This is a genomic window from Nocardia sp. NPDC004123 (assembly GCF_053603795.1).
On the sequence record NZ_JBSGGG010000019.1, the window covers coordinates 121,404 to 145,687 of the forward strand.

22 protein-coding genes and 1 tRNA gene are annotated in these 24,284 nt (G+C 69.2%); 11 read left to right on the forward strand and 12 right to left on the reverse strand.

What is annotated here, in order from left to right:
- Positions 1–44: 44 nt before the first annotated feature.
- The gene (locus ACWEQQ_RS27490; RefSeq protein ID WP_452350261.1) at positions 45–1,208 is read left to right on the forward strand and encodes a lactate 2-monooxygenase; all 1,164 of its coding nucleotides are present in this window, start codon (positions 45–47) and stop codon (positions 1,206–1,208) included.
- Between the two features lie 4 nt (positions 1,209–1,212).
- Here ACWEQQ_RS27490 and ACWEQQ_RS27495 read toward each other — a convergent pair whose 3' ends face one another.
- Positions 1,213–2,610 (reverse strand): amidase, encoded by a 1,398-nt coding sequence (locus tag ACWEQQ_RS27495; RefSeq protein WP_452350262.1) that lies wholly within the window; start codon positions 2,608–2,610, stop codon positions 1,213–1,215.
- A 131-nt stretch (positions 2,611–2,741) separates the two neighbouring features.
- Positions 2,742–3,713: an alpha/beta fold hydrolase gene (locus ACWEQQ_RS27500; protein ID WP_452350263.1), complete on the reverse strand. Its 972-nt coding sequence runs from the start codon at positions 3,711–3,713 to the stop codon at positions 2,742–2,744.
- 53 nt (positions 3,714–3,766) lie between these two features.
- Here ACWEQQ_RS27500 and ACWEQQ_RS27505 point away from each other — a divergent pair, with 53 nt between their 5' ends.
- The 3 genes from ACWEQQ_RS27505 to fadD8 are packed head-to-tail and all read left to right on the forward strand — an operon-like array spanning position 3,767 to position 7,484.
- A complete protein-coding gene (locus ACWEQQ_RS27505; protein ID WP_452350264.1) occupies positions 3,767–4,615 on the forward strand; it encodes an SDR family NAD(P)-dependent oxidoreductase in 849 nt (282 codons plus the stop codon).
- A 43-nt stretch (positions 4,616–4,658) separates the two neighbouring features.
- Positions 4,659–5,852 (forward strand): thiolase C-terminal domain-containing protein, encoded by a 1,194-nt coding sequence (locus tag ACWEQQ_RS27510; protein WP_364612688.1) that lies wholly within the window; start codon positions 4,659–4,661, stop codon positions 5,850–5,852.
- Positions 5,853–5,876: 24 nt separating this feature from the next.
- A complete protein-coding gene (fadD8, locus tag ACWEQQ_RS27515; protein WP_452350265.1) occupies positions 5,877–7,484 on the forward strand; it encodes a fatty-acid--CoA ligase FadD8 in 1,608 nt (535 codons plus the stop codon).
- Between the two features lie 19 nt (positions 7,485–7,503).
- Here fadD8 and ACWEQQ_RS27520 read toward each other — a convergent pair whose 3' ends face one another.
- Positions 7,504–8,169: a DUF1361 domain-containing protein gene (locus ACWEQQ_RS27520; RefSeq protein ID WP_452350266.1), complete on the reverse strand. Its 666-nt coding sequence runs from the start codon at positions 8,167–8,169 to the stop codon at positions 7,504–7,506.
- A 147-nt stretch (positions 8,170–8,316) separates the two neighbouring features.
- Here ACWEQQ_RS27520 and ACWEQQ_RS27525 point away from each other — a divergent pair, with 147 nt between their 5' ends.
- On the forward strand, positions 8,317–8,604 hold the full coding sequence (locus ACWEQQ_RS27525; RefSeq protein WP_354846545.1) for a hypothetical protein: 288 nt from the start codon (positions 8,317–8,319) through the stop codon (positions 8,602–8,604).
- Positions 8,597–8,938 (forward strand): hypothetical protein, encoded by a 342-nt coding sequence (locus ACWEQQ_RS27530; protein ID WP_452343171.1) that lies wholly within the window; start codon positions 8,597–8,599, stop codon positions 8,936–8,938. Before ACWEQQ_RS27525 ends, ACWEQQ_RS27530 begins: the two co-directional genes overlap by 8 nt.
- 84 nt (positions 8,939–9,022) lie before the next feature.
- Here the strand turns inward: ACWEQQ_RS27530 and secG are convergent, their stop codons facing one another.
- From secG to ACWEQQ_RS27550, 4 genes are all read right to left on the reverse strand, one after another.
- Positions 9,023–9,256 (reverse strand): preprotein translocase subunit SecG, encoded by a 234-nt coding sequence (gene secG, locus ACWEQQ_RS27535; RefSeq protein ID WP_040858416.1) that lies wholly within the window; start codon positions 9,254–9,256, stop codon positions 9,023–9,025.
- 366 nt (positions 9,257–9,622) lie between these two features.
- Positions 9,623–14,134 carry an HAD-IC family P-type ATPase gene (locus ACWEQQ_RS27540; protein ID WP_452350267.1) on the reverse strand — a complete coding sequence of 1,504 codons (4,512 nt, stop codon included), beginning with the start codon at positions 14,132–14,134 and terminating at the stop codon, positions 9,623–9,625.
- Positions 14,135–14,199: 65 nt separating this feature from the next.
- A complete protein-coding gene (locus ACWEQQ_RS27545; protein WP_452345301.1) occupies positions 14,200–14,538 on the reverse strand; it encodes a hypothetical protein in 339 nt (112 codons plus the stop codon).
- Positions 14,539–14,845: 307 nt separating this feature from the next.
- Positions 14,846–15,112 carry a hypothetical protein gene (locus ACWEQQ_RS27550; RefSeq protein ID WP_452345302.1) on the reverse strand — a complete coding sequence of 89 codons (267 nt, stop codon included), beginning with the start codon at positions 15,110–15,112 and terminating at the stop codon, positions 14,846–14,848.
- Between the two features lie 63 nt (positions 15,113–15,175).
- On the opposite strand from ACWEQQ_RS27550, the gene ACWEQQ_RS27555 reads away from it, so the two are divergent.
- Entirely contained in the window at positions 15,176–15,304 is a 129-nt protein-coding gene (locus tag ACWEQQ_RS27555; RefSeq protein WP_452350268.1) for an Rv1535 domain-containing protein, read from the forward strand.
- A gap of 272 nt (positions 15,305–15,576) precedes the next feature.
- On the opposite strand, the gene ACWEQQ_RS27560 is transcribed toward ACWEQQ_RS27555, so the two are convergent.
- A tRNA-Glu gene (locus tag ACWEQQ_RS27560) sits at positions 15,577–15,655 on the reverse strand.
- Positions 15,656–16,052: 397 nt separating this feature from the next.
- Here ACWEQQ_RS27560 and ACWEQQ_RS27565 point away from each other — a divergent pair.
- Positions 16,053–16,541, forward strand: a complete 489-nt coding sequence (locus ACWEQQ_RS27565; protein ID WP_452345304.1) for a hypothetical protein — start codon at positions 16,053–16,055, stop codon at positions 16,539–16,541.
- Between the two features lie 55 nt (positions 16,542–16,596).
- On the opposite strand, the gene ACWEQQ_RS27570 is transcribed toward ACWEQQ_RS27565, so the two are convergent.
- Together ACWEQQ_RS27570 and ACWEQQ_RS27575 are read right to left on the reverse strand one after the other, a co-directional pair.
- Positions 16,597–16,989 (reverse strand): TipAS antibiotic-recognition domain-containing protein, encoded by a 393-nt coding sequence (locus ACWEQQ_RS27570; protein ID WP_452350269.1) that lies wholly within the window; start codon positions 16,987–16,989, stop codon positions 16,597–16,599.
- A 25-nt stretch (positions 16,990–17,014) separates the two neighbouring features.
- Entirely contained in the window at positions 17,015–17,485 is a 471-nt protein-coding gene (locus tag ACWEQQ_RS27575; RefSeq protein WP_452350270.1) for a VOC family protein, read from the reverse strand.
- A gap of 403 nt (positions 17,486–17,888) precedes the next feature.
- Here ACWEQQ_RS27575 and ACWEQQ_RS27580 point away from each other — a divergent pair, with 403 nt between their 5' ends.
- Together ACWEQQ_RS27580 and ACWEQQ_RS27585 are read left to right on the forward strand one after the other, a co-directional pair.
- Entirely contained in the window at positions 17,889–20,057 is a 2,169-nt protein-coding gene (locus ACWEQQ_RS27580; protein WP_452350271.1) for an acyltransferase family protein, read from the forward strand.
- Between the two features lie 86 nt (positions 20,058–20,143).
- Entirely contained in the window at positions 20,144–20,923 is a 780-nt protein-coding gene (locus ACWEQQ_RS27585) for an META domain-containing protein (protein ID WP_452350272.1), read from the forward strand.
- Positions 20,924–21,076: 153 nt separating this feature from the next.
- On the opposite strand, the gene ACWEQQ_RS27590 is transcribed toward ACWEQQ_RS27585, so the two are convergent.
- Positions 21,077–21,223 carry a hypothetical protein gene (locus ACWEQQ_RS27590; RefSeq protein ID WP_452350273.1) on the reverse strand — a complete coding sequence of 49 codons (147 nt, stop codon included), beginning with the start codon at positions 21,221–21,223 and terminating at the stop codon, positions 21,077–21,079.
- A 179-nt stretch (positions 21,224–21,402) separates the two neighbouring features.
- Between ACWEQQ_RS27590 and ACWEQQ_RS27595 the strand changes: the two genes are divergently transcribed.
- Positions 21,403–23,808 carry a thiamine pyrophosphate-dependent enzyme gene (locus tag ACWEQQ_RS27595; RefSeq protein ID WP_452350274.1) on the forward strand — a complete coding sequence of 802 codons (2,406 nt, stop codon included), beginning with the start codon at positions 21,403–21,405 and terminating at the stop codon, positions 23,806–23,808.
- A gap of 174 nt (positions 23,809–23,982) precedes the next feature.
- Here the strand turns inward: ACWEQQ_RS27595 and ACWEQQ_RS27600 are convergent, their stop codons facing one another.
- A complete protein-coding gene (locus tag ACWEQQ_RS27600; protein ID WP_452350275.1) occupies positions 23,983–24,138 on the reverse strand; it encodes a hypothetical protein in 156 nt (51 codons plus the stop codon).
- Positions 24,139–24,284 lie beyond the last annotated feature (146 nt).

The following is a 24,284-nucleotide window of genomic DNA, read 5'->3' on the forward strand; positions in this document are numbered from 1 at the left end:
ATCGCAGTGTCGCTTTCGGCAGAGACGGAACTGGAGAGTGCGTCGTGGCATTCGGTGATTTTCAGAACGAGATCTACTTCAACGGGTTGCGCGGGGTGGTGCCCGCGCTGCCGGTGAGCTACGCGGAGCTGGCCGAGCGGGCGCAGGCCGCGCTGCCGCCGTCGGTGTGGTCGTATGTGGCGGGCGGCGCGGGCGACGAGCGCACCCAGCGGGCCAATGTGGCGGCGTTCGATCGGTGGGGCGTGATTCCGCGCATGTTCGTGGGCGCCAAGCAGCGTGACCTGTCGGTGGAATTGTTCGGAAGCACCTGGCCCGCACCGGTTTTCATGGCGCCGGTGGGTGTGATCGGCCTGTGCGCGCAGGACGGGCACGGTGATCTGGCGACCGCGCGGGCCGCGGCGCGCACCGGCGTCCCCATGGTGGCGTCCACGCTGAGCGTGGATCCGATGGAGGACGTGGCGGCCGAATTCGGTGACACCCCCGGCTTTTTCCAGCTCTACACGCCCACCGACCGGGATCTGGCCGCCAGCCTGGTGGAGCGGGCCGAGCGGGCGGGGTTCAAGGGCATCGTGGTCACCCTCGACACCTGGGTGACCGGCTGGCGGCCGCGCGATCTGTCCACCGGTAATTTCCCGCAGCTGCGCGGGCACTGCCTGGCCAACTATTTCACCGATCCGGTGTTCCGGGCGAGCCTGGCGCAGTCGCCGGAGCAGGATCCGCAGTCGGCCATCCTGCGCTGGATCCAGGTCTTCGGCAATCCACTGACCTGGGCGGATCTGGCGTGGCTGCGCTCGCTGACCACGCTGCCGCTGATCGTGAAGGGCATCTGCCACCCCGAGGACGCGCGTCGCGCCCGGGATCTGGGCGTGGACGGCATCTACTGCTCCAATCACGGTGGCCGCCAGGCCAATGGCGGGCTCCCGGCACTGGACATGCTGCCCGAGGTGGTGGCCGCCGCCGAGGGGCTGCCGGTGCTGTTCGATTCCGGGGTGCGCTCGGGCGCGGACATCATCAAGGCGCTGGCGCTGGGCGCGTCCGCGGTCGGCATCGGCCGCCCCTACGCCTACGGGCTGGCGCTGGGCGGCGCGGACGGCATCGTGCACGTGCTGCGCACGCTGCTCGCGGAGGCGGATCTGATCATGGCGGTGGACGGGTATCCGGCGCTGAAGGATCTGACGCCCGACGCACTGCGCGCGGTCTCGGTCTAGCTCGTCAGTGCTCGATGCGGGGGAAGGGGCGGACGGATTCGAGGGCGTAGGCGAGTTCGAGCAGGGTGCGTTCGTCGCCGTGGAGCGCGGAGAACATTATCCCGATGGGGAGATCCGACTCGGACGCTCCCATCGGGAGCGAAAGGGCCGGGGCCCCGGTCACGTTCGCGAACGGCGTGTAGGTGACATAGTCCAGCAGGCGGCCGAACACCTCGTCGAAGGGCTGATCGGGGCTCAGGTAGCCCAGGCGGGGTGTGAGGCTCGCCAGCACCGGGGACACCACGAGTTCGACGTCGTGGAAGGCGGCCGCGTAGGCGCGGCGGAGGCGCGAAAGCCGGTACAGCACAGCGGGTGAGCGCAGGGCGGAGCCGTGGAAGCGGGCGGCCAGGCCACGGGTGAAGGGATCGAGGCGGGCGGGGTCGAAGGACCGGCCGAAGCTCAGTTTGCCGGTGTGGCTGCCCAGGAAGGCCAGCATCGCCCAGTAGGTGGCGAAATCCTCGGCGAAGCCCCGGTCCACCGGGTAAGGGATGGGCCGCACCTCGTGGCCGAAGCCCTCCAGCAGCGTGACGGTCTCTTCGAGAACCGTGCGAATCTGCGGGTCCAGGGTTGCCCCGGTGATGGGATCGCTGAGGAGGCCGATACGCAGCCGCCGCTGGGCGGGCCCCTCGACGAGCCCGATCGGCGGCAGCGCGGGATTGCGCCAGAAGCGTTCGGCCGCCGCGAAATAGGTGGCGGTATCGCGGACCGTGCGGGTGAGCACGCCCTCGGAGACCAGGTTGATCGGCATGGAACGAGCCTGCGGACCGTCGATGTGACGGCCACGCGTCGGTTTCAGGCCGACCAGCCCGCAGCAGGCGGCCGGAATACGAATCGAACCGCCACCGTCGTTACCGTGCGCGATCGGCACCGCACCCGCCGCGACGAGGGCGGCCGAACCACCCGACGAGGCGCCCGAGGAGAACCCCGTGTCCCACGGATTGGGGGTCGGTTCGGCATCGACGAATTCGGTGGTGGCGTTCAACCCGAACTCGGGCAGGGTGCTCTTCCCGAGCACGGTCACACCGGTGCCCAGAAACTGTTTCGCGAAGGGTCCGTGCGCCTTCGCCGGCCGGGCCGGCCAGGCCGCACTGCCGTGCTGGGTCGGCAGCCCGGCCACATCGGTGTTGTCCTTCACGAAGGCCGGCACGCCGTACAGCAGCGCCTCCCGATCCCCCGAGACCAGCGGCGTATCCGCCTCCACCACCACCGCGTGCAACACCGGATCCACCTGCGCCACCCGCTCCCGGGCCGCCTTGGCGACCTCGGCCGCGCTCAACTCACCGCTGCGGATCAGCGCGGCAATGGCCACCCCGTCATGCTCGCCGAGCGCGTCATCGCCGAAAGCGTGAACTCGAACTGCCATGAACCGGGCCTCCTGGTCGACAACACCCGATATCTGCCCGACGGTACGCCTCTCCCTGGACACACGAACAGCAGGATCCTCGAATCGACCGGTGACCGGGCCCGATGTCCCGGGCCACCGGTCCGGTCGGGTTACGCCGGGAGGCCGAGGCTCTTCAGGGCGTCGGTGAGGAAGGTGTTGACCGCGTCGGGGCGCTCGAGCTGGACCAGGTGGCCCGCGGCCGGGACTTCGACGACCTCGCGGAGATCGGGGACGTTGGCGCGCAGGGTGGCCAGGGGGTCGCGGCCGCTGAAGCCCTCCATGTCGGGGTCGTTCTGGCCGTAGAGGAAGAAGGTGGGGACTTCGACCTTGGCGTCGGCGTAGGCGGCGGTGAGTTCCCAGTTGCGGTCGAGGTTGCGGTACCAGTTGAGGCCGCCGGTGAAGCCGGTGCGCTCGAAATCCTGGACCAGGGTGTCGAATTCGGCTTCCGAGAGCCACGGCCAGGGCAGGGCGGGCGCCTGCGGGAGGACGTCGAGGTAGCCGAGGCCGGGCGGGTTCTTCCAGGTGTCGAGGTAGTGGTAGTCGCCGGAGAGCGAGTAGTAGACGCGGGCCAGGAAGCCGCGCGGGTCCGCGGCGAGTTCGGCGTCGGCGATGCCGGGGGTCTGGAAGTAGGACAGGTGCAGGAAGTGGCGTTCGGCCGCCTTCGTCCAGAAGGCCGACGGGGCGCGCGGCGGGCGTGGGGCGAACGGGTTGTTCAGGACCATGGCGGCGGCCACCCGCTCGGGGGCGCGCAGGCTCAGCTCCCACACCAGCTGGGCGCCGAAGTCGAGGCCGACGAAGACCGCCTGCTCCGCGCCGATGTCGTCGAGCAGGGCCATGAGGTCGCCGATGACGGCGGCGTTGGTGTAGGCCTCCGGGTCGGCGGGCGCCTCGGTGCGGCCGTATCCGCGCAGGTCGGGGGCGAGGGCACGGTAGCCGGCCGCGGCGACGGCGTCGAGCTGGTGGTGCCACATGAACCAGGTGTGCGGAAACCCGTGACAGAAGACGACCGGGAAGCCCTCGCCCTGATCCGCGACGTGCATGCGGACCTCCCCGGTGTCGATCGTCCGATGCGTCAGTTCCACTCCGCCTCCAATTTCTAGAACACGTTCCTATTTCAAGGTAATGTCCAGAGGTCGTGAGCGAAATACCCAAGATTCTCGCCGGAAAGGTCGCGGTGGTGACCGGCGCCAGCCGCGGCATCGGCAAGGGCATCGCCCTGGAGCTGGGCGCGGCCGGGGCGACCGTGTACGTCACCGGGCGCACCGTCACGGCCGGGCACCTGCCGGGCACCGTGGCCGGGACCGCCGCCGAGATCGACGCCCTGGGCGGGATCGGGGTGCCGGTGGTCTGTGATCACCGTGACGACGCGGCCGTGGAGAAACTGTTCGCGCAGGTGCGCGACGAGCAGGGCCGGCTCGACGTGCTGGTCAACAATGTCTACAACTCCCCCGCGTCGGCGCGCTGGATCGGCCGCAAGTTCTGGGAGGTGCCGCCGAAGGCATGGGACGAGGGCTTCGATATCGGCGTCCGATCCCATTACGTGGCAAGCGTTTTCGCCGCGCCGCTGCTCATCGAGTCGCAGGGCCTGATCGTGAGCGTGTCCTCCCCCGGCGCGATCCGCCAGATGCACAACGCGGTCTACGGCGTCGGCAAGGCCGCCGTGGACCGGCTCACCGCCGACATGGCGCACGACCTCGACGGCACCGGCGCGACCGCGGTCTCGATCTGGCCGGGCATCGTGAACACCGAACTGCTGCAGATGGTTCCGGCCGACGCGCAGGGCCGCCGCCTGGTCACCCTGCCCGGCGAGGGCACCTTCGATCTCGACCAGGCCGAGACCCCGCACTTCGCCGGCCGCGCCGTGGTCGCGCTGGCCGCGGATCCGGATCGCCTGGCGCGCACCGGAAAAGCCTGGAAGGTCGCCGACCTGGCCACGGCCTACGGCTTCACCGACCTCGACGGCCGCGTCCCGCGCGCCGACTAGACATCACGAATTACGTTCCCGAAGAACAGGAGTGGACAACCCTATGCGACGCGTTTTCGTCGTCGGCGTGAACATGACGCCGTTCGTCAAGATCGGTTCCCGCGAGTGGACCTACCCGGAGATGGTCGCCGAGGCCGTGAACGGCGCGCTGAAGGACGCGGGCGTCACCTACGACCAGGTGCAGCGCGCCGCGGTCGGCTACGTCTTCCAGCCCTCGGCCGCCGGCCAGCGCGCCCTCTACGACATCGGCCTGACCGGCATCCCGATCGTCAATGTGAACAACAACTGCGCCACCGGTTCCACCGCGCTCATGTTCGCCCGCGAGTGGGTGGCCGCCGGCATCACCGATGTGGCCCTGGCCGTCGGCTTCGAGCAGATGACCAAGGAGGCCATGGCCGGCCCGGCCACCAAGCCCAAGGTCACCACCGTCGACGCGCACCTGAAGGTCAACAAGGAGCACTTCGAGTTCTCCGCCGCGCCGATCACCACCCAGTTCTTCGGCAATGCCGCCATCGAGCACATGAAGCGCTACGGCACCACGCCCGAGCAGCTGGCGGCGGTCGCGGTCAAGAACCACGAGCACTCGACCCGCAACCCGCTGGCGCAGTTCCAGGATGCCTACACCCTCGAGCAGGTCCTCGGCGACAAGCCGGTGCACGGCCCGCTGACCCGCTCGCAGTGCTCGCCCATGTCCGACGGCGCGGCCGCCGCGGTCGTGGTGAGCGAGGAGTTCGTCAAGGCCAACGGCCTCGAGGGGCAGGCCATCGAGATCCTGGCCCAGGAGCTGGCCACCGACGACGGCACCTCCTTCTCCACCGGTTCCATGATCGACGTGGTGGGCGCGCCCATGACCCGGGCGGCGGCCTCGAAGGTGTTCTCCCGCGCGGGAATCGGCGTCGCCGACGTCGACGTGATCGAGCTGCACGACTGCTTCTCCATCAACGAGCTCATCACCTACGAGGCGCTGGGCCTGTGCGGCGAGGGCGAGTCGGGCGCGCTGATCGAGTCCGGCGCCACCACCTACGGTGGCACCTGGGTGGTCAATCCGTCGGGCGGCCTGATCTCCAAGGGCCACCCGCTCGGCGCGACCGGCCTGGCCCAGTGCACCGAATTGAGCTGGCAGCTGCGCGGACTCGCGGGCGAGCGGCAGGTCGCGGGCGCGCGCACCGCGCTGGCGCACAATCTTGGCCTGGGCGGCGCGGTGGTAGTCACCCTGTACGCGGCCCACACGGCGTGACCATCGGACGGAGTTGAGAATCCCATGACCACACTCGATCCCGACACCCTGCTGCGGCTGCCGGTGCACAACGGCCACGCCCTGGTGGCCGGGCTGAAGCGGCACCGCAACCGCCCGGTGCTCACCCTCGGCGACCACATCCTCACCGGCGGTGAGGTGCTCGACGCCATGAGCCGCTACATCGACGCCTTCGCCGAGCACGGCGTCACCACCGGCACCCCGGTCGGCGTGCTCGCGCTGAACCGGCCCGAGGTGCTGTTCACCATCGGCGCGGGCCAGATCGTGGGCTCGCGGCGCACCGCCCTGCACCCCATCGGCGGCCTGGACGATCACGCGTATGTGCTTGCCGACGCGGGCATTTCGACGCTCATCCTGGATCCGGTGCCCGCGTTCGTGCAGCGCGCCCGGGAACTGGTCGACATGGTGCCGACGCTGACCAAGATCCTGGTGCTGGGCCCGGTGCCCGAACTGCTCGCCGATGTCGGCGTGGATCTGCTGGCGACCGCCGACAAGTACGCGCCGCATCCGGTGGAGGCGGTGGAGCTGCTGCCCTCCGATGTCATCTCCATCAGCTACACCGGCGGCACCACCGGCAAGCCCAAGGGCGTGATCGGCACCGCGCTGACCATGAACACCATGACGCAGATCCAGCTCTCGGAGTGGGAGTGGCCCAAGCGGCCCAAGTTCCTGATCTGCACGCCGCTCTCGCACGCGGGCGCGGCCTTCTTCCTGCCGGTCGTGCTGCTGGGCGGGCAGTGCGTGGTGCTGCCGCGCTTCGACGCCGGAGAAGTGCTGCGCGCCATCGAGGAGCACAAGATCTCGGCGACCATGCTGGTGCCGTCCATGCTGTACGCGCTGCTCGATCACCCGGACTCCCAGACCCGGGACCTGTCCTCGCTGGAGACGGTGTACTACGGGGCCTCGGCCATCGACCCGAATCGGTTGCAGGAGGCCATCGATCGCTTCGGGCCGATCTTCGCCCAGTACTTCGGGCAGTCCGAGGCGCCGATGGCGATCAGCTACCTGGGCAAGGACGAGCACGACAAGGAGCGGCTCACCTCGTGCGGGCGGCCCTCGGTCGCGGTCCGGGTGGCGCTGCTGGACGGCGAGGACAAGCCGGTTCCGCAGGGTGAGGTCGGCGAGATCTGTGTCTCCGGGCCGCTGCTCGCCGCCGGCTACCTGAATCTGCCGGAGGTCACGGCCGATACGTTCAAGAACGGCTGGCTGCGCACCGGCGATCTGGCCCGCCAGGACGAGGACGGATTCCTGTTCATCGTCGGGCGTTCCAAGGACATGGTCGTCACCGGCGGGTTCAATGTGTTCCCGCGCGAGGTGGAAGACGTTGTCTCCGAACACCCGAAGGTGGTCACCGTCGCGGTGGTCGGTGTGCCGGACGCGCATTGGGGCGAGGCGGTGACCGCCGTGCTGGTCCTCGACCCCGCCACCGGGGCCGATCCGGCCGCGATCGAGGTGGTCACCGCCGAGATCCAGGCCGCGGTCAAGCAGCGCAAGGGTTCGGTGCAGGTGCCCAAGCACGTGGTGGTGATCGAGGAGCTGCCGCTGACCGGGCTCGGCAAGCCGGACAAGAAGGCGATCCGCGTGCTGGCTCAGGAGCGCCTGGGCATCGCCTGATTTCCCCGAGGGCGCTCGGCTAGGCGAACTTCCGGGTTCGGATCAGCCGGGCGCCCCGGCGGGCGCTGTCGATGCCCGCCTCCACCACGGCCCGGGTCACGAAGTGCCCCAGGGCCGTTGCCACGAACATGGCCGCGATCAGCACCGGTGCCCAATTCCAGCTCAGCGCCAGCATCATGCGATCGAAGGTGCCGCGCGGCTGCACCACCGGCTCCCAGCTGTTCAATCGCACCCAGCGGCCCAGGAAAACGCCTATCGCGCACAGCAAATGGATCGCGAGCGTCACCGGGGTGCGCAAAGCGCCCAGTCCGCGCGCCTCCAGGAAGCGGCCCAGCTCGGCCACCACCAGGTAGTAGGCGACGAAACCGGAGGCGATGAACGCGCCGTAGACCGGCAGGATCGTCGTCACCACCGGGCCGTTGCCGGCCGCGCGGATATCGTCGCGCAGGTGCACCAGATCGGTCACCACATAGGGCGCATTGGGCAGGAACAGCAGCAACAGCACCAATCCGCCCCACCACACCGGCGAAATCGGTAGTCGCCGTTCGTCATCGCGCGCGCCGCGGAACACCAGTAGCGCCAAAGCCACCGGGATCCAGGCCAATACGGTGTTCCACACCATCCAGAACAGATTCCGGTCCAGCACCCCCGCAAGGCTCGGCGCGACCGTCTTCACCGGGTCCATTCGTTCATGATGCCGATCGCGGCGCGGCGCGTCATGCGAGTTGGCAACACCCTTTGGCAACACTCCTGCCACCGACCCGCCCGCGCTGTCCGCGACAGGCTGGTCGACAGGTGGCGACCAGCTGTTTTACGATCGTATTATGCGGCCGTGGGATATGAGATTCCCGAGTGGGCCCTCGACGTCGCGGCCCGGCTCGGCATCGCACCCGAGGAGATCATGCGGGTCCTGACCGGCCCGGGCCGGCGCTGGCCGCGACCGGTGCGCGGGACGGGCGGGCTGCCCGCACTCATGATCATCGGCCGCACCGGCGCGGGGCAGCCGCTGGCGGTGGTGGTGCGTCCGCTGTCGCAGTGGGACCAGCAGGTCGTCGGCGTCCGGCCGGTGACCGGAAGGCTTCTCGCCCAGTTCGAACAATGGGAGGCGGACCATGACTGACTATCCGGACAAGGGCTACCCGCACACGGCCGACGAAGCCCGCGACTTCCTCGACAGCCTCACCGTCGACGAGGACGCCCCCGAACCCGACCTCCCCGGCCCCGACACCCCCGTCACGGTGCTGCGCACGGTCCGGCTCCCCTACGCCATGGATCAGCGCATCCGCGCCGAGGCCGACCATCGCGGGGTGAGCATGTCCGACCTGATCCGCGACTTCCTCACCATCGAACTGGCCGCCCTCGACGACGACACCCCCATCAGCCGCGCCGACGCCCGCCGGGCCCTCAGCGCCGCCCTCGCGAATCTGTCACCCGTGCAACGTCATCCGCGGTAACCCTGCCGCGCACGGCGAACCCTGCCACGCACGACGAATCGCCCGGGCACCGATGTGGTGCCCGGGCGATTTCAGGAGCTTGGGCTAGGAGAACTTGATTTCGAGGCCGATGCCGAGAATGGAGATCAGCCAGATCAACCCCAGGAAGATCGTGATGCGATCGAGGTTCTTCTCGACAACAGTGGACCCCGACAAGCTCGACTGCACACCACCACCGAAGAGGCTGGACAGACCTCCGCCCTTGGCCCGGTGCAGCAGCACCAGCAGCACCAGCAGCACACTGGTGATAACGAGGAGGATATCCAGGAACATCCGCATGGCCGACAGTGTATGCGGTCGATACCGCACACCCCGAATCAGGCCAGGAACCGTTGTGGCCAGGGGCATACGGTGACGGCCGAAACCAAAAGATGATCTTGCCGAGCCGGAACACCCCGATGAGGCGCCTGCTCAACGCCGCACAAGCCAGAGCGCAGTCGCGAGTACGACCAGCACGGACCAGACAACCCAGGAAACGGGACCTGCATGCACCGCGACCAGCACCGCGGCTGCCACGGCAAGCACGACGACTGTGGATGTTCGCATGAGGAATTGTCTCAGCCCTCGTCGAGACTCCGTCATCGAAAAGGCCCGGCCTTCTCCGGGCGGCGCTATGACCTGAGCTAAGCCGCTATGACCATTGAGCTAAGCCGACGAACCTGCCACGTCGGGCGGCGGCCCGGACAGGGCGCGGCCGGCGAGCAGGGCCGCACAGGTGCCGGTTGTGGCGCAGCCCAGCACGATCGACCACGCTACCGGTCCCAGTGGTACGCACCCGAAGAACCGGTTCACTCCGGGCACCATGATGATCGTGGCGAGAACCACGGAGCTGCCTGCCACGGTCACCCAGACCAGGCGGCTGTGCCGGCCGATCACCAGGGTCTGCCCGAGCTGCGTACCGATCAGGGCGGCCAGTGCCATCGTTTCCGCGCGGCGGCGCCGGCCGGTGGCGCGGCCGAGCAGCCATGCCGCGCCGGCGCCGATGGTGGTGCAGGCGCCGCGCACGGCGACGGCTTGCAGGAAGTCGCTGCCGATACCGGGCGGTGGCCCGAGTGTCCTGTCGGCCGTTTCGGTGTCGTCGGCGGGCCGGGTGTCCGAGAGTGTGAGCGCCATTGCCGGACCGAGGTCGGTGAGCAGGTTCACCACCAGGAATTGCCGGGTGCCGATCGGGGCTCGGCCGGACAGCAGCGTGCCCAGGACGGTGAACGCCACCTCACCGGCGTTGCCGCCGACCAGCACGCCGATCGCGTCGCGTACTCGCTGCCACATGCCACGGCCCTCGGCCAGTGCCTCCTGCAGCACGGTGAGGTCGAGGACCTTGCCGGTGTCGGTGAGGATCAGGTCCGCGGCCTCCCGTGCGGCGACCGACCCGCGAGCGGCCAGCCCGATACCGACATCGGCGGTGCGGATGGCGGCCGCATCGTTGCTGCCGTCGCCTGCCATCGCCACCGTGTGCCCGCGGCGTTGGAGTGCGGACACGATGCGCACTTTGTGTTCAGGCGATACCCGCGCGAAAACCGTTGCCTGCTCGATGAGTTCGGCTTGGCCGTCCTCGTCCAGCAGGTCCAGATCGGCCCCGGTGGCCACCGTGTCGGCGGGGATGGCGAGCTGTTCGGCGACCGCGCGCGCGGTGACCGGGTGATCACCGGTGATCATCCGCACGCTGATGTCGTTGCGGGCCAATTCGGCAAGCAGTTCCAGTGCCTGCGGGCGCGGGCTGTCGGCGATACCGAGGAAGCCGAGAAGGGTGAGTTGCTCGATCTCTTCGGTGAGATCGCGGGGAGCGGAGGCGAAGTCGCGCCGTGCCACCACCAGCACCCGCAGCCCCTGCGCGGCCAGCCGGCGTACCGCCGCCTCCGCGGCGGCGCGGCACTCGGGCGTGAACGGCCGGGCCTCCCGGCGGCCTTCGTCGTCGGTGCGCAGGACGTGATCACAATGTGGCAGCAGCACTTCCGGGGCGCCTTTGACGGCGAGCCGGATGTGCTGACCGGTGTTGCCCACCGCCGCGGAGTAGCCGCGGAAGCTCTCGAACGGCAACTCCTCGATGGGAGCCCAGGCATGGGGCGGTCGGTGGCCCAGATATGTGTGTGCCGCCTCGACGACAGCGCGGTCGGTGGCGTGTACCAGTGGGGCATCGTCAGGGTTGGGGCAGGCGTAGGCGGCGGCGCGGAGCAGCCCCCGCGACTGTGGCGTGCTCGCGAGATGGTCGCTGTCCCACGTCTGGTCGAGATCGGCAACCGCGACCAGCCGCAATTGTCCCTCGGTGAGGGTGCCGGTCTTGTCGAAGCACATGGTGTCGACGCGGCCGAGTGCCTCGATGGTGCGGCTGGAGCGGACCAGCACGCCGCGGCGGGACAGGCGGCGGGTGGCGGCCAGTTGGGCGACCGTCGCCACCAGCGGCAGTCCCTCGGGGACGGCGGCGACGGCCACGGCCAGCCCGTCGGCGAGGGCCGGGCGCAGCGGCAGCCCACGCAGGAAACTGGTCACGGTTACGGCGGTTCCGCCGCCGAGGGTGAACGGCAGCACGCGTTCGGTCAAGCTGCGCAGCTGTTCCTGCACACCGCCGCTGGGGGGCGGCCCGGCGGCGGCGAGGGCACGACCGGCCTCGGTGGCGGTTCCGACCGCCACCACGACCGCGGTCGCCTCACCGCTGACCACGACGCTGCCCTCGAACACCATGCCGGTCCGTTCTGCCAGCAGGGCGCCGGGTGTGGCGGGGGTCTGCTTTTCCACGGTCACGGTCTCGCCGGTGAGGCCGGACTCGTCCACTTCCAGTCCATCGGTCTCCAGCAGCCGCGCATCCGCGGGGACCACCTCGCCGGTGGCCAGAGCGATCACATCACCAGCCAGCAGACCGTCTGCGGGAGTCTCGATTTCGCCGTCCTCGGTGAGCCGCCGAGCGGTCAACCGCTCGCCGAGCAGGAGTTTGTCCAGCGACAGCCGGGCGCGGCGGCGCTGCAGGGCCGACACCGTGGCATTGAGCCCCAGCACCGTGCCGACGAGCACGGCGTCGGTAGGTGAGCCGAGCAGCGCGGAGGCGACCGCGCCGACACCCAGCAGTGGGGTCATCGGATCGGCCAGCTCGCGGCGCACATCGGCGACCAGACCGGCGAGACTCGTTGCGGGCGTGGCCAATCGCTGCGATATCCGGCTGACGACGGTGGTGACGTGCGAGCGAGGCGGCGGCGCCGACCGGCGCGGGGCGGGTAGGCGCGCCAGCACCTCGTCCGGTTCCAGTGCATGCCACGGCACCAGCCGCACCTCGGCCGGCCCGGTCGCGCGGGCGGCCCGGCGCCCGCCGTTCAGACCCGTTGCCAACCCCATCAGGGTGGCCGCCGTGACCGGGCTGGTGGCTCGCGCCGCGCGAGACTCCGCGGGACCGGACGCGAGCAACAGACCGCTGAGCGTGGCCGCCGACAGCGTCAGGACCCGGCCGCGCTCACTGACATTGCGTGCCTGGCCGGTAGCGGCGATGATCTGCCGTGCCGAACTCAGATCCGGGCACACCACGTCCGCCTGCCAGGGGATGCGTGCCGGAGCGCCGGGAGTCCGGGAGGCGATACCGATGCCCAGATCGGCGGCGGCCAGGGCGCGATGCGCCTCGCCACTGACCACCGCCACCACGTGCCCCTGCTGTTGCAGTCGCCGTACCAGCCCGGACACCGACCCGCCGGCGAGCACGAATTCATCGGCGCTGCGACGCAATTCGCCGGTGCTCTCGTCACCGATGAGCACCACCCGCAGGCCCGCCTGGCGGGCGGTGGACAGCAATCCGGCAGCACCCGGATGTGGCTCGCTCCCGATCAGCACCCGCCCGACCACGTGTCCGTGCTCGTGCAGCAGGTGCCAGCGCGGGCCCCCTGGATCGCTGTCCGGGCCGGGAGGATCGGTGTCGCTGCCGAGTCGCGGGCCGGCGTCGGTGTCCAGATGCAGATTCTCACGCCGATGCTCGGGTGGTGGTGGGATGGGCAGTTCCTCACCATCGCACCAGAGCAGCCGCTGGGCGGCGCTCCACACGTGCTCGACCCGCCAGCTGTCGTCGCGGGATTCGGCGTCGAGGACCACCGCGCGTTGACCGCGCACAGCATCCCGGTCGACGACCACCGCGGAAACCCGGTCCATGCGGCGCCACATGAACGGATCGAGGGTCAGCACGCCGCGCGCCGCCATGAGGGTCGACAGCGCACCGGCGAAGGTCTCGCGACCGGCCCGCGCCGCCTTCGGCACGCCCGCCGCCACGGCGTCGGCGGCGTCGGCGACCGCGCGGCCGCCGACCAGCGTTGCCGCCGAGGTCAGCGCCGCGGCGGCGCTGACCTGTTCGGTGCAGCGCTCGATCGGTCCGTGCGGCAGCGGTAGCGGCCGCGGCTCGGGCGGATCGTAGACGTCGACACCCGGCAGGTCCGGGTCGGCGATCAGCTCTTCCCAGCGCCGCCACTGCGCGAAGCGAGCGGCGGCCTCGACCAGCCGCACCGCCCGCTGCATCGCGTCGGCGCACAGGCCGGTCACTTCCGAATCCAATGCCTGACCCACGGCATTTCCGATCGTGATCACGGTATCGGCGCGGTGGCGGCCGAGCTGGGCTTCCAGTGCGCCGCGCAACCTCGGCTGTCCGTCCACGAGAGCCACCGCTCCCCGGACTACGTGGGCCGGCGGCGGTGCCGGAAGCAACCGCCCGGTGACGACCACACCGATCCCGATGAGATCGCCGGCCAGCTGCAGCGCGGATGTCAATACCGGCTCCCGATCGGAGGGGTGCTCGAGTCGACGGCTCCACGGCTCCGTACTGGTTCCGGCGAGATCTTCGACGCGTTCCAGGATCGCTTCCAGCTGTGCCGGAGACAGGCGTTGCGGGTCCGCGGCCACGACGACCCGCCCGGTGGCGGCATTGACCTGGAACCAGCACACCTCCGGTTCCTGCTCGAGGTGCTTGCGCGCCAACTCGGCTACCCGAGCGCTCTGTGCCGACTGCAGGCCGCGAACCTCGGCGTGAATACGGTTGGCATGCAGCGTGATCCGCCGCTGCGTACGCATGCGCCGCGGGTCTGCGAGCGCGCCGAGTTCCCGGCCGATGCCTTCGGTGAATTCGGCGACTGTTCGAGCGGCTGCCGGGTCCGCCAGCCGCGACGCCACCGTGACCGGCCGCCGGAGCAATCCCACCGTGGCTCCGGTGGCCGCGAGGGGCAGCCGGATCGGCGCAGTGGCCAGACCGCGCAGGGAGACCACTACTGTGCGGCGGTTCGCGGCCGTCGCGAACCCGCAGTGGACTGCTTCGGCCGAGTGCTCTTACGCTCCCGCGGCCGCGGTTGTTCGGACGTGTCCTGATTCCCGGATTCGGTTCTGGCGCGCCGCAACAGATAGACCGCACCCGCGACGCCGCCCGCGGCGGCGGCCACGGGCCACTCGATCAGGCCGGTCAAACCGGCCGCAACGACGCCGAGCACGGTGGCGGCAGACAGGTCCATCCCACTACGAGCGCCGGATACGGCGCCCTCGACTGTGCCGCGCGCCGCGCCGGTCACCGCGCCGACGACGGCTCCGCCGGCCGCCTCAACCGCATGCACACTCGCCGATGCCGTAGCCTCGAGCGTTCTCACAGTGTCCGATGCAACGCTGCTCATCACACCCCAGTCGTCGTAGGTAGCGCAAAGAACTTCCTGCGGAAACTAGTGCGTTGCCAGAATACTCCGCGATGCTCTGATCGGCCCTACGTTATCGAAACGAAAGGCGGTGCACTCAACTCGTCCGCGTGAGGCGTAGGAAGAAAATGCCATTTCCAGGCGGTGCCGACCAGTTCCGACCGCTGTAGCGAGGATATTTCCACTACCCGAGCGGCCGAAATTGCAGACCAGTTGCTATTGCAAATTGGATCTACGCCTCTTCGAGGGCTTCGCCGATCTGATGAGCGATGCGATTGTGCTGATCGTGCAGCAGCCAATGGCCCGTTGCGAGGACCAGCGCGACGGGCCATTCGATGATCTCCGCTGCGGCCAGCGCGCCCAGTACGCCGTAGTACGCCAACTGCTCGGGCCGGGGGATGCGAACCCGGCCGATCACCGGCAGGTCTACGGCGAAACCCTGCGCGGCCAGCACACGGTCGACGGCGTTCTCGTGGCCGGTTGGTGGTTTTTCGGCCATTTGTTGCCTCCCGGTCATAGTGCGTTCGAGTGTTCGACGCCTGGGATCCGCAGTGTGTCGAGTGTGATCAGTACTGGTGTGAGCGGCGGATCGGATCCATTGACGGGGGCACTGACGCAGATGCTCGCCGTGCCGTTGCGTGAGCTGTATGCGGTCCTGCTGCGCCTGGATCTCATCGAGATCGTCGATTGATCATCCGGCCGGCGACCACTGGTGACGAACGGCCGAGGAGCGACGGCGGTCGCGGCAGCGACGGTGAACAGCGTCCGCCGGCAGCCGGATCAGGATCCCGGCCCAGTCCCATCACAATCAGCGTTTGTTCTGCGCGTGTCGCGCCAACGAAGCTAACCAGATTTTAGCCCCGGGCAAATCATCTCGCCGACTGAACCGTCACGGTTTCGGGGCCGCTTTGGGCTGTCCCGAGCAAGAGCCAGGGCAGCCGCGCCGGCGCGCCACGAAGTCCTTGGTGACGTAGGTCGGAGTCGAACCGACGTGGGTCCTGAGTGAAAGTCAGGCTGCCCGTGCCGACAGAGCAACTACGCCATTCGGTCCCGTCTCACGACGGAACACCGCGGAAAGCCGAGGAGTCGAACCCCCGGGACACGTTGCCCGCCTCCGGTTTTCAAGACCGGCTGACCTCCACAGGCCGGAACCTTTCGAGACCGCCGCCCATCGAGCTTGCGGTACAACAACATTCGCAGCCGACCAGGGAAAGCCGCAACCGAATTTCCGGGGCCGCAGTCAGGGCCGTGAGGTCGATGAATTCCCCATCACGCCGACAGCTTATTTTCAGCTATCAACACGGGAGAAGGGCAGCCTACCCAGTATTCCCGCCTCCACCACAGGACTAGCGAGCCCGCCTGTAGTATCCGTTAACCAGTGCTGAAACGAACAGCACATGACCAGCTATCGAAGGTGGTTCACTACAGGAGAGGCACTCATGACGATGAAAACTCGATCTGTCCTGCTCGCCGCCGCGGCCGGGAGCGCCTTGTTCCTCAGCACCGGCGTCGCTTCCGCCGACCCCACCGATCCGTCGGGTTTCCTCATCGGAGACACCGCTTTCTTCAATATCGGTGGCTTCAACTGTTCGATCGCCGCCAATGGCATTGTCGGCTGCGATATCAACCCGGCGGGCGTGCTGATGTACGTGTCGCTGGCCGGGCCCAATGGCCAGGTCTATCCGGTGCCGTACGCCCCGGCCGCGATCATCGACAACACCGCCTGGCCCGCCCATCCGGAGTGGAGCGGCGGCGGCCACACCCAGCCCGGCGGCAACCAGGCACTGCCGTCCAGCGGTGACGCGTGGTCTCCGGCCAGCATCAGCTACGCGGGCGCGACGTGCACGCAGGGTTACCGCGGCGGGGTGCAGTGCAGCTCGATGGGACACCAGTTCTCGTTCACCGCCAGCCAGGTCTACGGCAGCTGAGCCGTGCGCGCGTGAAAAGCCCTGCCGGGCACGCGTTTCGCGGCCCGGCAGGGCTTCACAGTGTCCGGCGCACGTATTCGTCGAGCGAATCACGCACGAACGCAGCGTGTTCGGGTCCGCCGTAGGTCGCGGCGAACCGCTCGTCCTCGACGTACATGCGCCCGAGACCGCAGATCATGGCGATGGAGCGCTCCCGATCACCGTCCGCCAGTGGCGTTCCGGGGATGGTCCGCAACCACGCCACGTGCCGGGCGGCCAGCGCCTGCGCGCGCTCGGAGTCCGGAGCGCACCCGTCCTTGCGGGCGGCGATCCGGCAGGCGATCAGATCGTCGGTGTCACGCTTCCACTCCCGCTGCTCCCGCAACGACTTGCCGTGCCACCACTGGTTGCTCACGGCGAAAGCGCGTTCACCCCAGCGGGATACGACCTCAGTTGCCGAATCGTCCACTCCACGAAGCTCTCCCGTGTCGTCGCTAATTCTTGCCGGCCCAGTCGCCCTCGAAGGTCGCCGCCCATTCCTTGGCCCGGTCCAGCTCGGCCTCGCGGGGTGCGGTGAAGATGACCCGGTTGCCGTCCGGGTCGTCGAGGGTGACATCGGTGGTGTACCACGCGGTGTCCGCGGGACCGTCCACGCCCAGGCCCGGGAGATCGCACTCCCGCAGGGTTGTCGCCAGTGCGGTGAGGTCCGCGCCGCCGGCGGCGAAGGTGACCGTCGTGCTGCCCGGCGCCGGTTGGCCCGGGACCAGCAGCAGGTCCTGGTATTTCATCCGCCGCAGGTGCACCAGGACGGGTGTGCCGTCCGCGCCGGGAATGGTTGCCAGCGCGATGAATCCGGCGGCCCGGTAGCAGGCGGTCGCGGCGGCGAGGTCGCGCACCCGGAAGGTGGCGAACATGGGCATGGGGTAGATGGTCCGGTCGATGGCCGGCTCGGTGGGCTCGCTCATGACCTCGACGCTATGAGTTGACGTAGCGGCAAGGTCAACTCGGCGCCGCCGGGGTCGAGGCGTCGGCGGAGTAAACCGCCAGCATTGTCCTCCACGAGATGGAGGGCGGCCACGATCTCGTGGTAGTCGTTGGGCCCGGCGCGGGAAGCGCAGCGCCACATCGAGCGGATTGTCCTGGGCGCCAAGGTGTTCCATGGTGGCGGTGTAGCCGATGAGCTGACGGTGGTGCGTTGATGGCAGACCTCTGCGATGGCCGCGTGGCGTGCAGAAAACTTCCGGCCCGGCCGTGGCAGGACGTGATCGACAAGGGCCGCACGACGATGGTGCGCGGGCGAAGCGGCAAATGGGACCACCCGGAGAGTCGCGGTGACATGGCCCACACGATCGATAACAATGCAGCCCCATGACGGACACGGCCGGGAGCGGATTGATAAATCGGCAGGCAGACCGGGTTCAGCAGGCATCGCCGCCCCGGGCGGGATTTCGGCCCGATATCGAAGGGTTGCGAGCAGTCGCGGTCCTGGCCGTCGTGTTCTTCCATGCGGGTGCGCCCGGGCTCGGTGGTGGATTCGTCGGCGTGGATGTCTTTTTCGTGATATCGGGCTTCCTGATCACCGGAATACTCTGCCGGGAGGCGACGGCCACCGGCACCATCGAGCTGGCCCGGTTCTACGGTGCACGGGCTCGTCGGCTGCTGCCCGCGGCGAGCATCGTCCTGGTCACCACCGCGATCGGCGCGGCGGTACTGCTGCCGCCGTTGCAGGCCCGCCAGGTCCTCGGCGACGGGATCGCGAGCGCGTTGTACGCCGGGAACTACCGGCTCGCCCTGCACGGTACCGACTACCTCGCCGCCGATGCGCCGCCGTCGCCGTTCCAGCAGTTCTGGTCGCTCGGGGTGGAGGAGCAGTTCTATCTGCTGTGGCCGGTGCTCATCATGGCGACGGCCTGGCTCGTGCGGCGGCGCCGAACCGGATCGGCCACGCTGCTGCCGTATCTGATCGTGCTCGCGGTTGTCGCGGCCGCTTCGTTCACGATCTCGCTGGTGTGGACCCGTGTGCTGCCGCCCTGGGCCTTCTTCTCACTGCCCGCTCGGGCCTGGGAGCTGGCGGCCGGCGGCATGGTGGCGCTCTCGGCCGTCGCATGGTCCCGGCTGCCGAAATCGTTGGCTGCGCTCGCCGGATGGATCGGCATGGTCCTGATCGTCACGGCCTGCACCCAGCTGAACGGCAGGACACCGTATCCCGGCGCCGCGGCGCTGCTGCCGGTCCTGGGCACGGCTCTGGTGATCGTGTCCGGCTGTGCCGCACCACGATTCGGGGTCGGCCGGGTACTGGCTCCGGGTCGGGTGCGGGCGATCGGCGGCCTGTCCTACACCTTGTATCTGTGGCATTGGCCGGTGTTGCTGCTGGCGCCCCTGGCGCTCGGCCACCCGCTCGGGCGAGTCGGCGCACTCGGCGCGGTCATGATGACCGGCGGACTCGCCCTGCTGACGCACTGGTCGGTCGAGAATCCGGCCCGCTTCGCGGCATTGTTGCGGAGCTCTGCCCGGCTCAGCCTCGCCTGTGGCGGCGCGTGCACTGCTGTCGCCATCTGTGTGGTGGTGGCACTGCTCATGCTCGTCCCCGCCCCGGTCGGCCGCGGTATGTCGGCGCCGGCGCTCACGCTCGTCGCACCAGCTGCACCGTCCGCTCCTGCCGCCGACCCCCTCGACGAGGCGGTTCGGCAGCTGGTGACGCAAACTCGGTCGGCGGTCGCCGACTCGGCCGAAATCCGGGCTGTCCCGTCGAATCTCACCCCCTCGCTCGGCAACGCGTCCGGCGACAAGGCGGACGTGTTCAACAACGGGTGTGTGCGCTCCTGGCGCGATGTGGGCCAGCCCGAGTGCGCCTCGGGTAATCCGGACTCGGACACCACGGTGGCCCTGGTCGGTGATTCGCACGCCGCGATGTGGAGTCCGGCCTTGGAGCCGATCGCCGCGGCGCGGGGCTGGCGGCTGGAAACCATGGCGAAGGTCACCTGCCCACTGCTCGACCTGCCCATTACGAGTCCTTATCTGGACCGGGAGTACACCGAATGCGAGCAATGGCGCGGCCAGGTGCTGACGCGGCTGCAGAGCGAACGCCCCCGGCTGATCGTGGTGAGTATGTCCCGACGCTATGGCGGAGACTTCGGCTTCGTCTCCTATGACGCTGCCTGGATCGATGGCCTGACTCGCCTGGTTGCCCAGCTGCGCGCGATCGGCTCGGCCGTCCTCGTTCTCGGGCCGATCCCCGATCCGCACACCACCGTGCCGGCGTGCCTGTCCGAGCACATCGACGATGCCCTGGCGTGCACCCCCGAGCGACCGGTCGCGGTGAACGACGCGGGTGTCGTGGCCGAGCAGACCGCGGCGGTCGCCGGAGGCGGCCGGTACGCCGATCTCACCTCGCTGTTCTGCACTGCCGTCCGCTGTCCCCTGATCGTCGGCAACACCCTGGTGTACCGCGACGACAACCATGTCACGGTCAGCTACGCGCGGACACTCGGACCGGTCATCGGCGCACTCACCGACCAGGCGCTCGCCCACGGCTGAGCTGCGGGGTTCGTTCGTGACCTCGATCGGGCGGACGCTCGCGTCGGCACTCGGGATGCCGGTGTGATCGCCGTACGATCGGGCATATGCCAGCAACTCGTCTGTGGGTCTTGCTCGCGTTGACCGCCGTGACCGCGGCCGGATGCTCTTCCAATGGCGGTGTCAACTACACCCCGCCCGCCTCGCTCATGGGCCGCTCCTTCGTCTCGACCGCGGTAGCGGGCACCCCGATCCCGGGTGGCGGGCCGCTGACCCTGACCTTCGCCGACGGGCGCGTCTCGGCCACCTCCGGCTGTAATACCGCCACCGGACCCGTTGACCTGCAAGGCAATACAATCCAGGTAGGCGAGATGGCGACCACGCTCATGGCATGCCCGGGCGATCTCGCGGGCGCGGACGGCTGGCAGGACGGGCTGCTGCGCTCCCAGCCGACCTGGACGCTGACCGGCGACACGCTCACCCTGAAGGGCAACGGCTCCACCGTCACCATGCTCGACCGCAAGGCTGCCCACCCGGACAAACCGCTGGTCGACACGCCCTGGATCGTGACCGCCCTGCTGCGCCCCGACGCCGAGGTCCACTCGGCCACCCTCGACGAGGTCCGCCCCGCCCTCACCATCACCCCGGACGGCGAGGTTTCGGGCAGCGCGGGCTGCAACAGCATGACCGGCACGGCCCAGATCGACGACGGCACTGTCACCTTCCAGATCGCGACCACCCGCATGATGTGCGACCCGCAGGTCATGGAGGTCGAGCAGCAGGTGCTGCACGCACTGGACGGGAAAACCAAGGCCACCATCGATTCCAACGAACTCACCATCCGCAACTCCGGCAACGACACGGGATTGAAACTGCGCGCGGAGTGACCCGGGAGCGGGTGAGCAAGCACTGCATTCTGGTGCGACCCGAGCGTTCGACGGTCAGCGAGTTCTGTACCCAGCTGACCACACACTCACGGCAAACCAGAGGGCGGCGGGAATCGGGTTCGCGGAGGCCTGCGAGTTGCTGCGCACCGAATTTCATGCCGATTCGCGGCCGTCCGCGTTGATCACCGACATGCTGGCGCGCGATGCCTGGCGGCGCTGAGCGGCTGCGACCGCGTCTTCGGAAATCCACAGCCATGATGGCGATATCAACTGGAATACTTCCGAAAAAGTCATCAACATGGTGGAAATACACCCGCGACGGGCCTGCGCTCGGCACTCTGGACAGACTGGCCGACAGATCCGCTGTTGCCGCCGATCGCGCGGTGTCACACCTACGCTGAGGTCCCGGCGAACTCGAACCATGGGAGGGCGTCATCAACGATCGGGAAGCTGAGCTGGATCAGTGGTTTCGCGCGGAGGTGGCGGCGACGACGCCGGGAGCGGCTCGCGCGCACCGGGAACCGATCGACGCCGCCACCGGATTGACCGGGGCGCGGTGCCTGGAACTGTTCGACGCCCAGGCCGCGTCCCGGCAGCTGGATCTGGCCGCGCGGCGGCTCACCCGGGAGGGGCACGGGTACTACAGCATCGGTTCGTCGGGACACGAGGGCAATGTCGCGGTGGCGGCGGCACTGCGGGTCACCGATCCGGCGCTGCTGCACTATCGGTCCGGCGCGTTCTTCGTGCACCGCGCCCGGCAGGTGCCCGGCCTGGATCCGCTCCGCGATGTGATGCTGGGTGTCGTGGCGGCGGCCGCGGACCCGATTTCCGGTGGGCGGCACAAGGTTTTCGGTAGCAAGCCGGCCCACATCATTCCGCAGACCTCCACCATCGCCTCGCACCTGCCGCGCGCGGTCGGCCTGGCGTTCGCCCTCGACCGGGCCGCGCAGCTGCGCCTGCACACCGAGTGGCCCGAGGATGCGGTGGTGGTGTGCAGCTTCGGCGACGCCTCGGCCAATCATTCGACCGCCGCCGGGGCCATCAATACCGCGATCCACACCGCCCACCAGGGCGTGCCGATGCCGATCCTGTTCGTCTGCGAGGACAACGGCCTGGGCATCAGCGTGCCCACTCCGCGCACCTGGATCGAGCAGGCCTACGGATCCCGGCCGGGACTCGCGTACTTCGATGCCGACGGCACGGACCTGCCCGCGGCGCTGACGGCGGCGACCGCGGCCGCGGATCATGTACGCGCACACCGGAAACCGGCCTTCCTGCGCCTGCGCACCGTGCGGCTGCTCGGCCACGCGGGCTCCGATGTGGAATCGGCCTACCGCCGCCCCGCCGACATCACCGCGGACCTGCGCCGCGACCCGGTGACCGCCACCGCCCGCCTGCTCGTCACCACCGGCGTCACCACCCCCGCCGAGATCGTCAGGCGCTACGACGAGATCGGCGACCAGGTCGCCAAGGCCGCCGAAGCCGCCTGGCACGAACCGAAATTGCACTCGGCCGCCGAGATCACCGCCCCGCTCGCCCCCGCCCACCCGGCCGCGATCCGGGCCGACGTCCTGCGCACCGGGCCCGACCTGGATCGGGCCGGCGGCGCCGGGCCCGATGCGCCGCAACTCGCCGGTCCCCGAAACCCGAACGCCGCGGCCCGGATACCCACCGACCCAGTCACATCCCACACCGCCGCTGCCGTGGATTCGGCTGGCGCAATCGCCCGTCCGGCTCCCGCTACCCCGGACGCGGGAGACGGGATATCGGGCCTGGCCGCCACCACGCGAGCGGCCGCCGACGTATCAGCGAGCCAGGTTGCGGCACAGGGGATTTCGTCGGCAGCACCTTCTTCATCGGTTTCCGGCGAGCCCCTCACCCTGGCGCAGGCGGTGAATCACACGCTGGCGGAGTTGCTGGCTCGCGATCCGGATGTGCTGGTGTTCGGGGAGGATGTGGGGCGTAAGGGTGGGGTGTACGGGGTGACGAAGGGGTTGCAGCAGAGTTTCGGGGGGCGCAGGGTTTTCGACACGCTGCTCGATGAGCAGAGTGTGCTGGGGACCGCGCTGGGGGCGGGGCTGGCGGGGTTCGTGCCGATTCCGGAGATTCAGTACCTGGCCTATGTGCACAATGCCGAGGATCAGTTGCGGGGGGAGGCGGCGACACTGTCGTTCTTCTCGGGCGGGCGGTACCGGAATCCGGTGGTGGTGCGGATCGCGGGTCTGGCTTACCAGAAGGGGTTCGGCGGGCATTTCCACAATGACAATTCCCTTGCGGCGCTGCGGGATATCCCCGGCCTGGTGATCGCCGTGCCGGCCCGGGCCGACGATGCGGCGACGATGCTGCGCACGTGCGTCTCGGCGGCGCGGGTGGACGGGCGGGTGTGCGTGTTTCTCGAGCCGATCGCGCTCTATCACACCCGGGACCTGTATCGCGCCGGGGACGGCGGCTGGCTGGCGCCGATTTCCGGTGTGCGCCATGCCGAGATCGCGCGCGCCCGCGTGTACGGCACCGGCGCGGATCTCACCATCGTGAGCTTCGCCAATGGCGTGCCGATGAGCCTGCGGGTGGCGGAGCGGCTGGCCGCGCAGGGGATTCACGCGCGGGTGCTGGATCTGCGCTGGCTGGCGCCGCTGCCGGTGGCGGATCTGGTCGAGCATGCGCGCGCCACGGGCCGCGTGCTCGTCGCCGATGAGACCCGCCGCAGCGGGAGCGTTTCCGAGGCGGTGTGCGCGGCATTGCTGGATGCCGGTTTCGAGGGCCGCGTGGCCCGTGTCACCAGCGCCGACAGTTTCGTGCCGCTGGGTCCGGCCGCCGCGGCGGTGCTGCTGGACGAGGCGGCGATCGAGGCCGCCGCCCACGCGCTGCTGACCGCTCCGCGGTGATCACGGGTGGGGCCGGGGCTGCTCGCGGAAAACACCCGGCCCCACCCGTGTCGACGCCGGTCCGGTCGGCGTCCCGGTGCCGTCGAGGAAACGACACCCGGCCTATCTACGTATCAACTACGTAGATACGTAATACCGGAGAATCGCCGCCGAGCGCAAGCACGCCCGGTCGATTCATGCGGTTTTCCCACCCTGGCACGGCGAGTCGGCGGCACGTCCGCGCAGGCCGGCCTGCACGCCGGCCATCACACACAGAGCGACGCAGCGGGCGAGGGTCACAGTGGCGGGATGTCGTGCCATGCGCCATGCCTCTTCGGTTCGGGTCGACATCGGTTCTCCTGTCACCGGTTTCGGAGTTATACCCCCAGTAGGTATATGGAAACTGTACCCCACAGGGGTATCGAACATGGCGCTCCTGCCGGCCGCCTGCGGCGGCCGTCACGCCGCGGGAGTAAGCCTGCCCTCAGTTTTGCCCT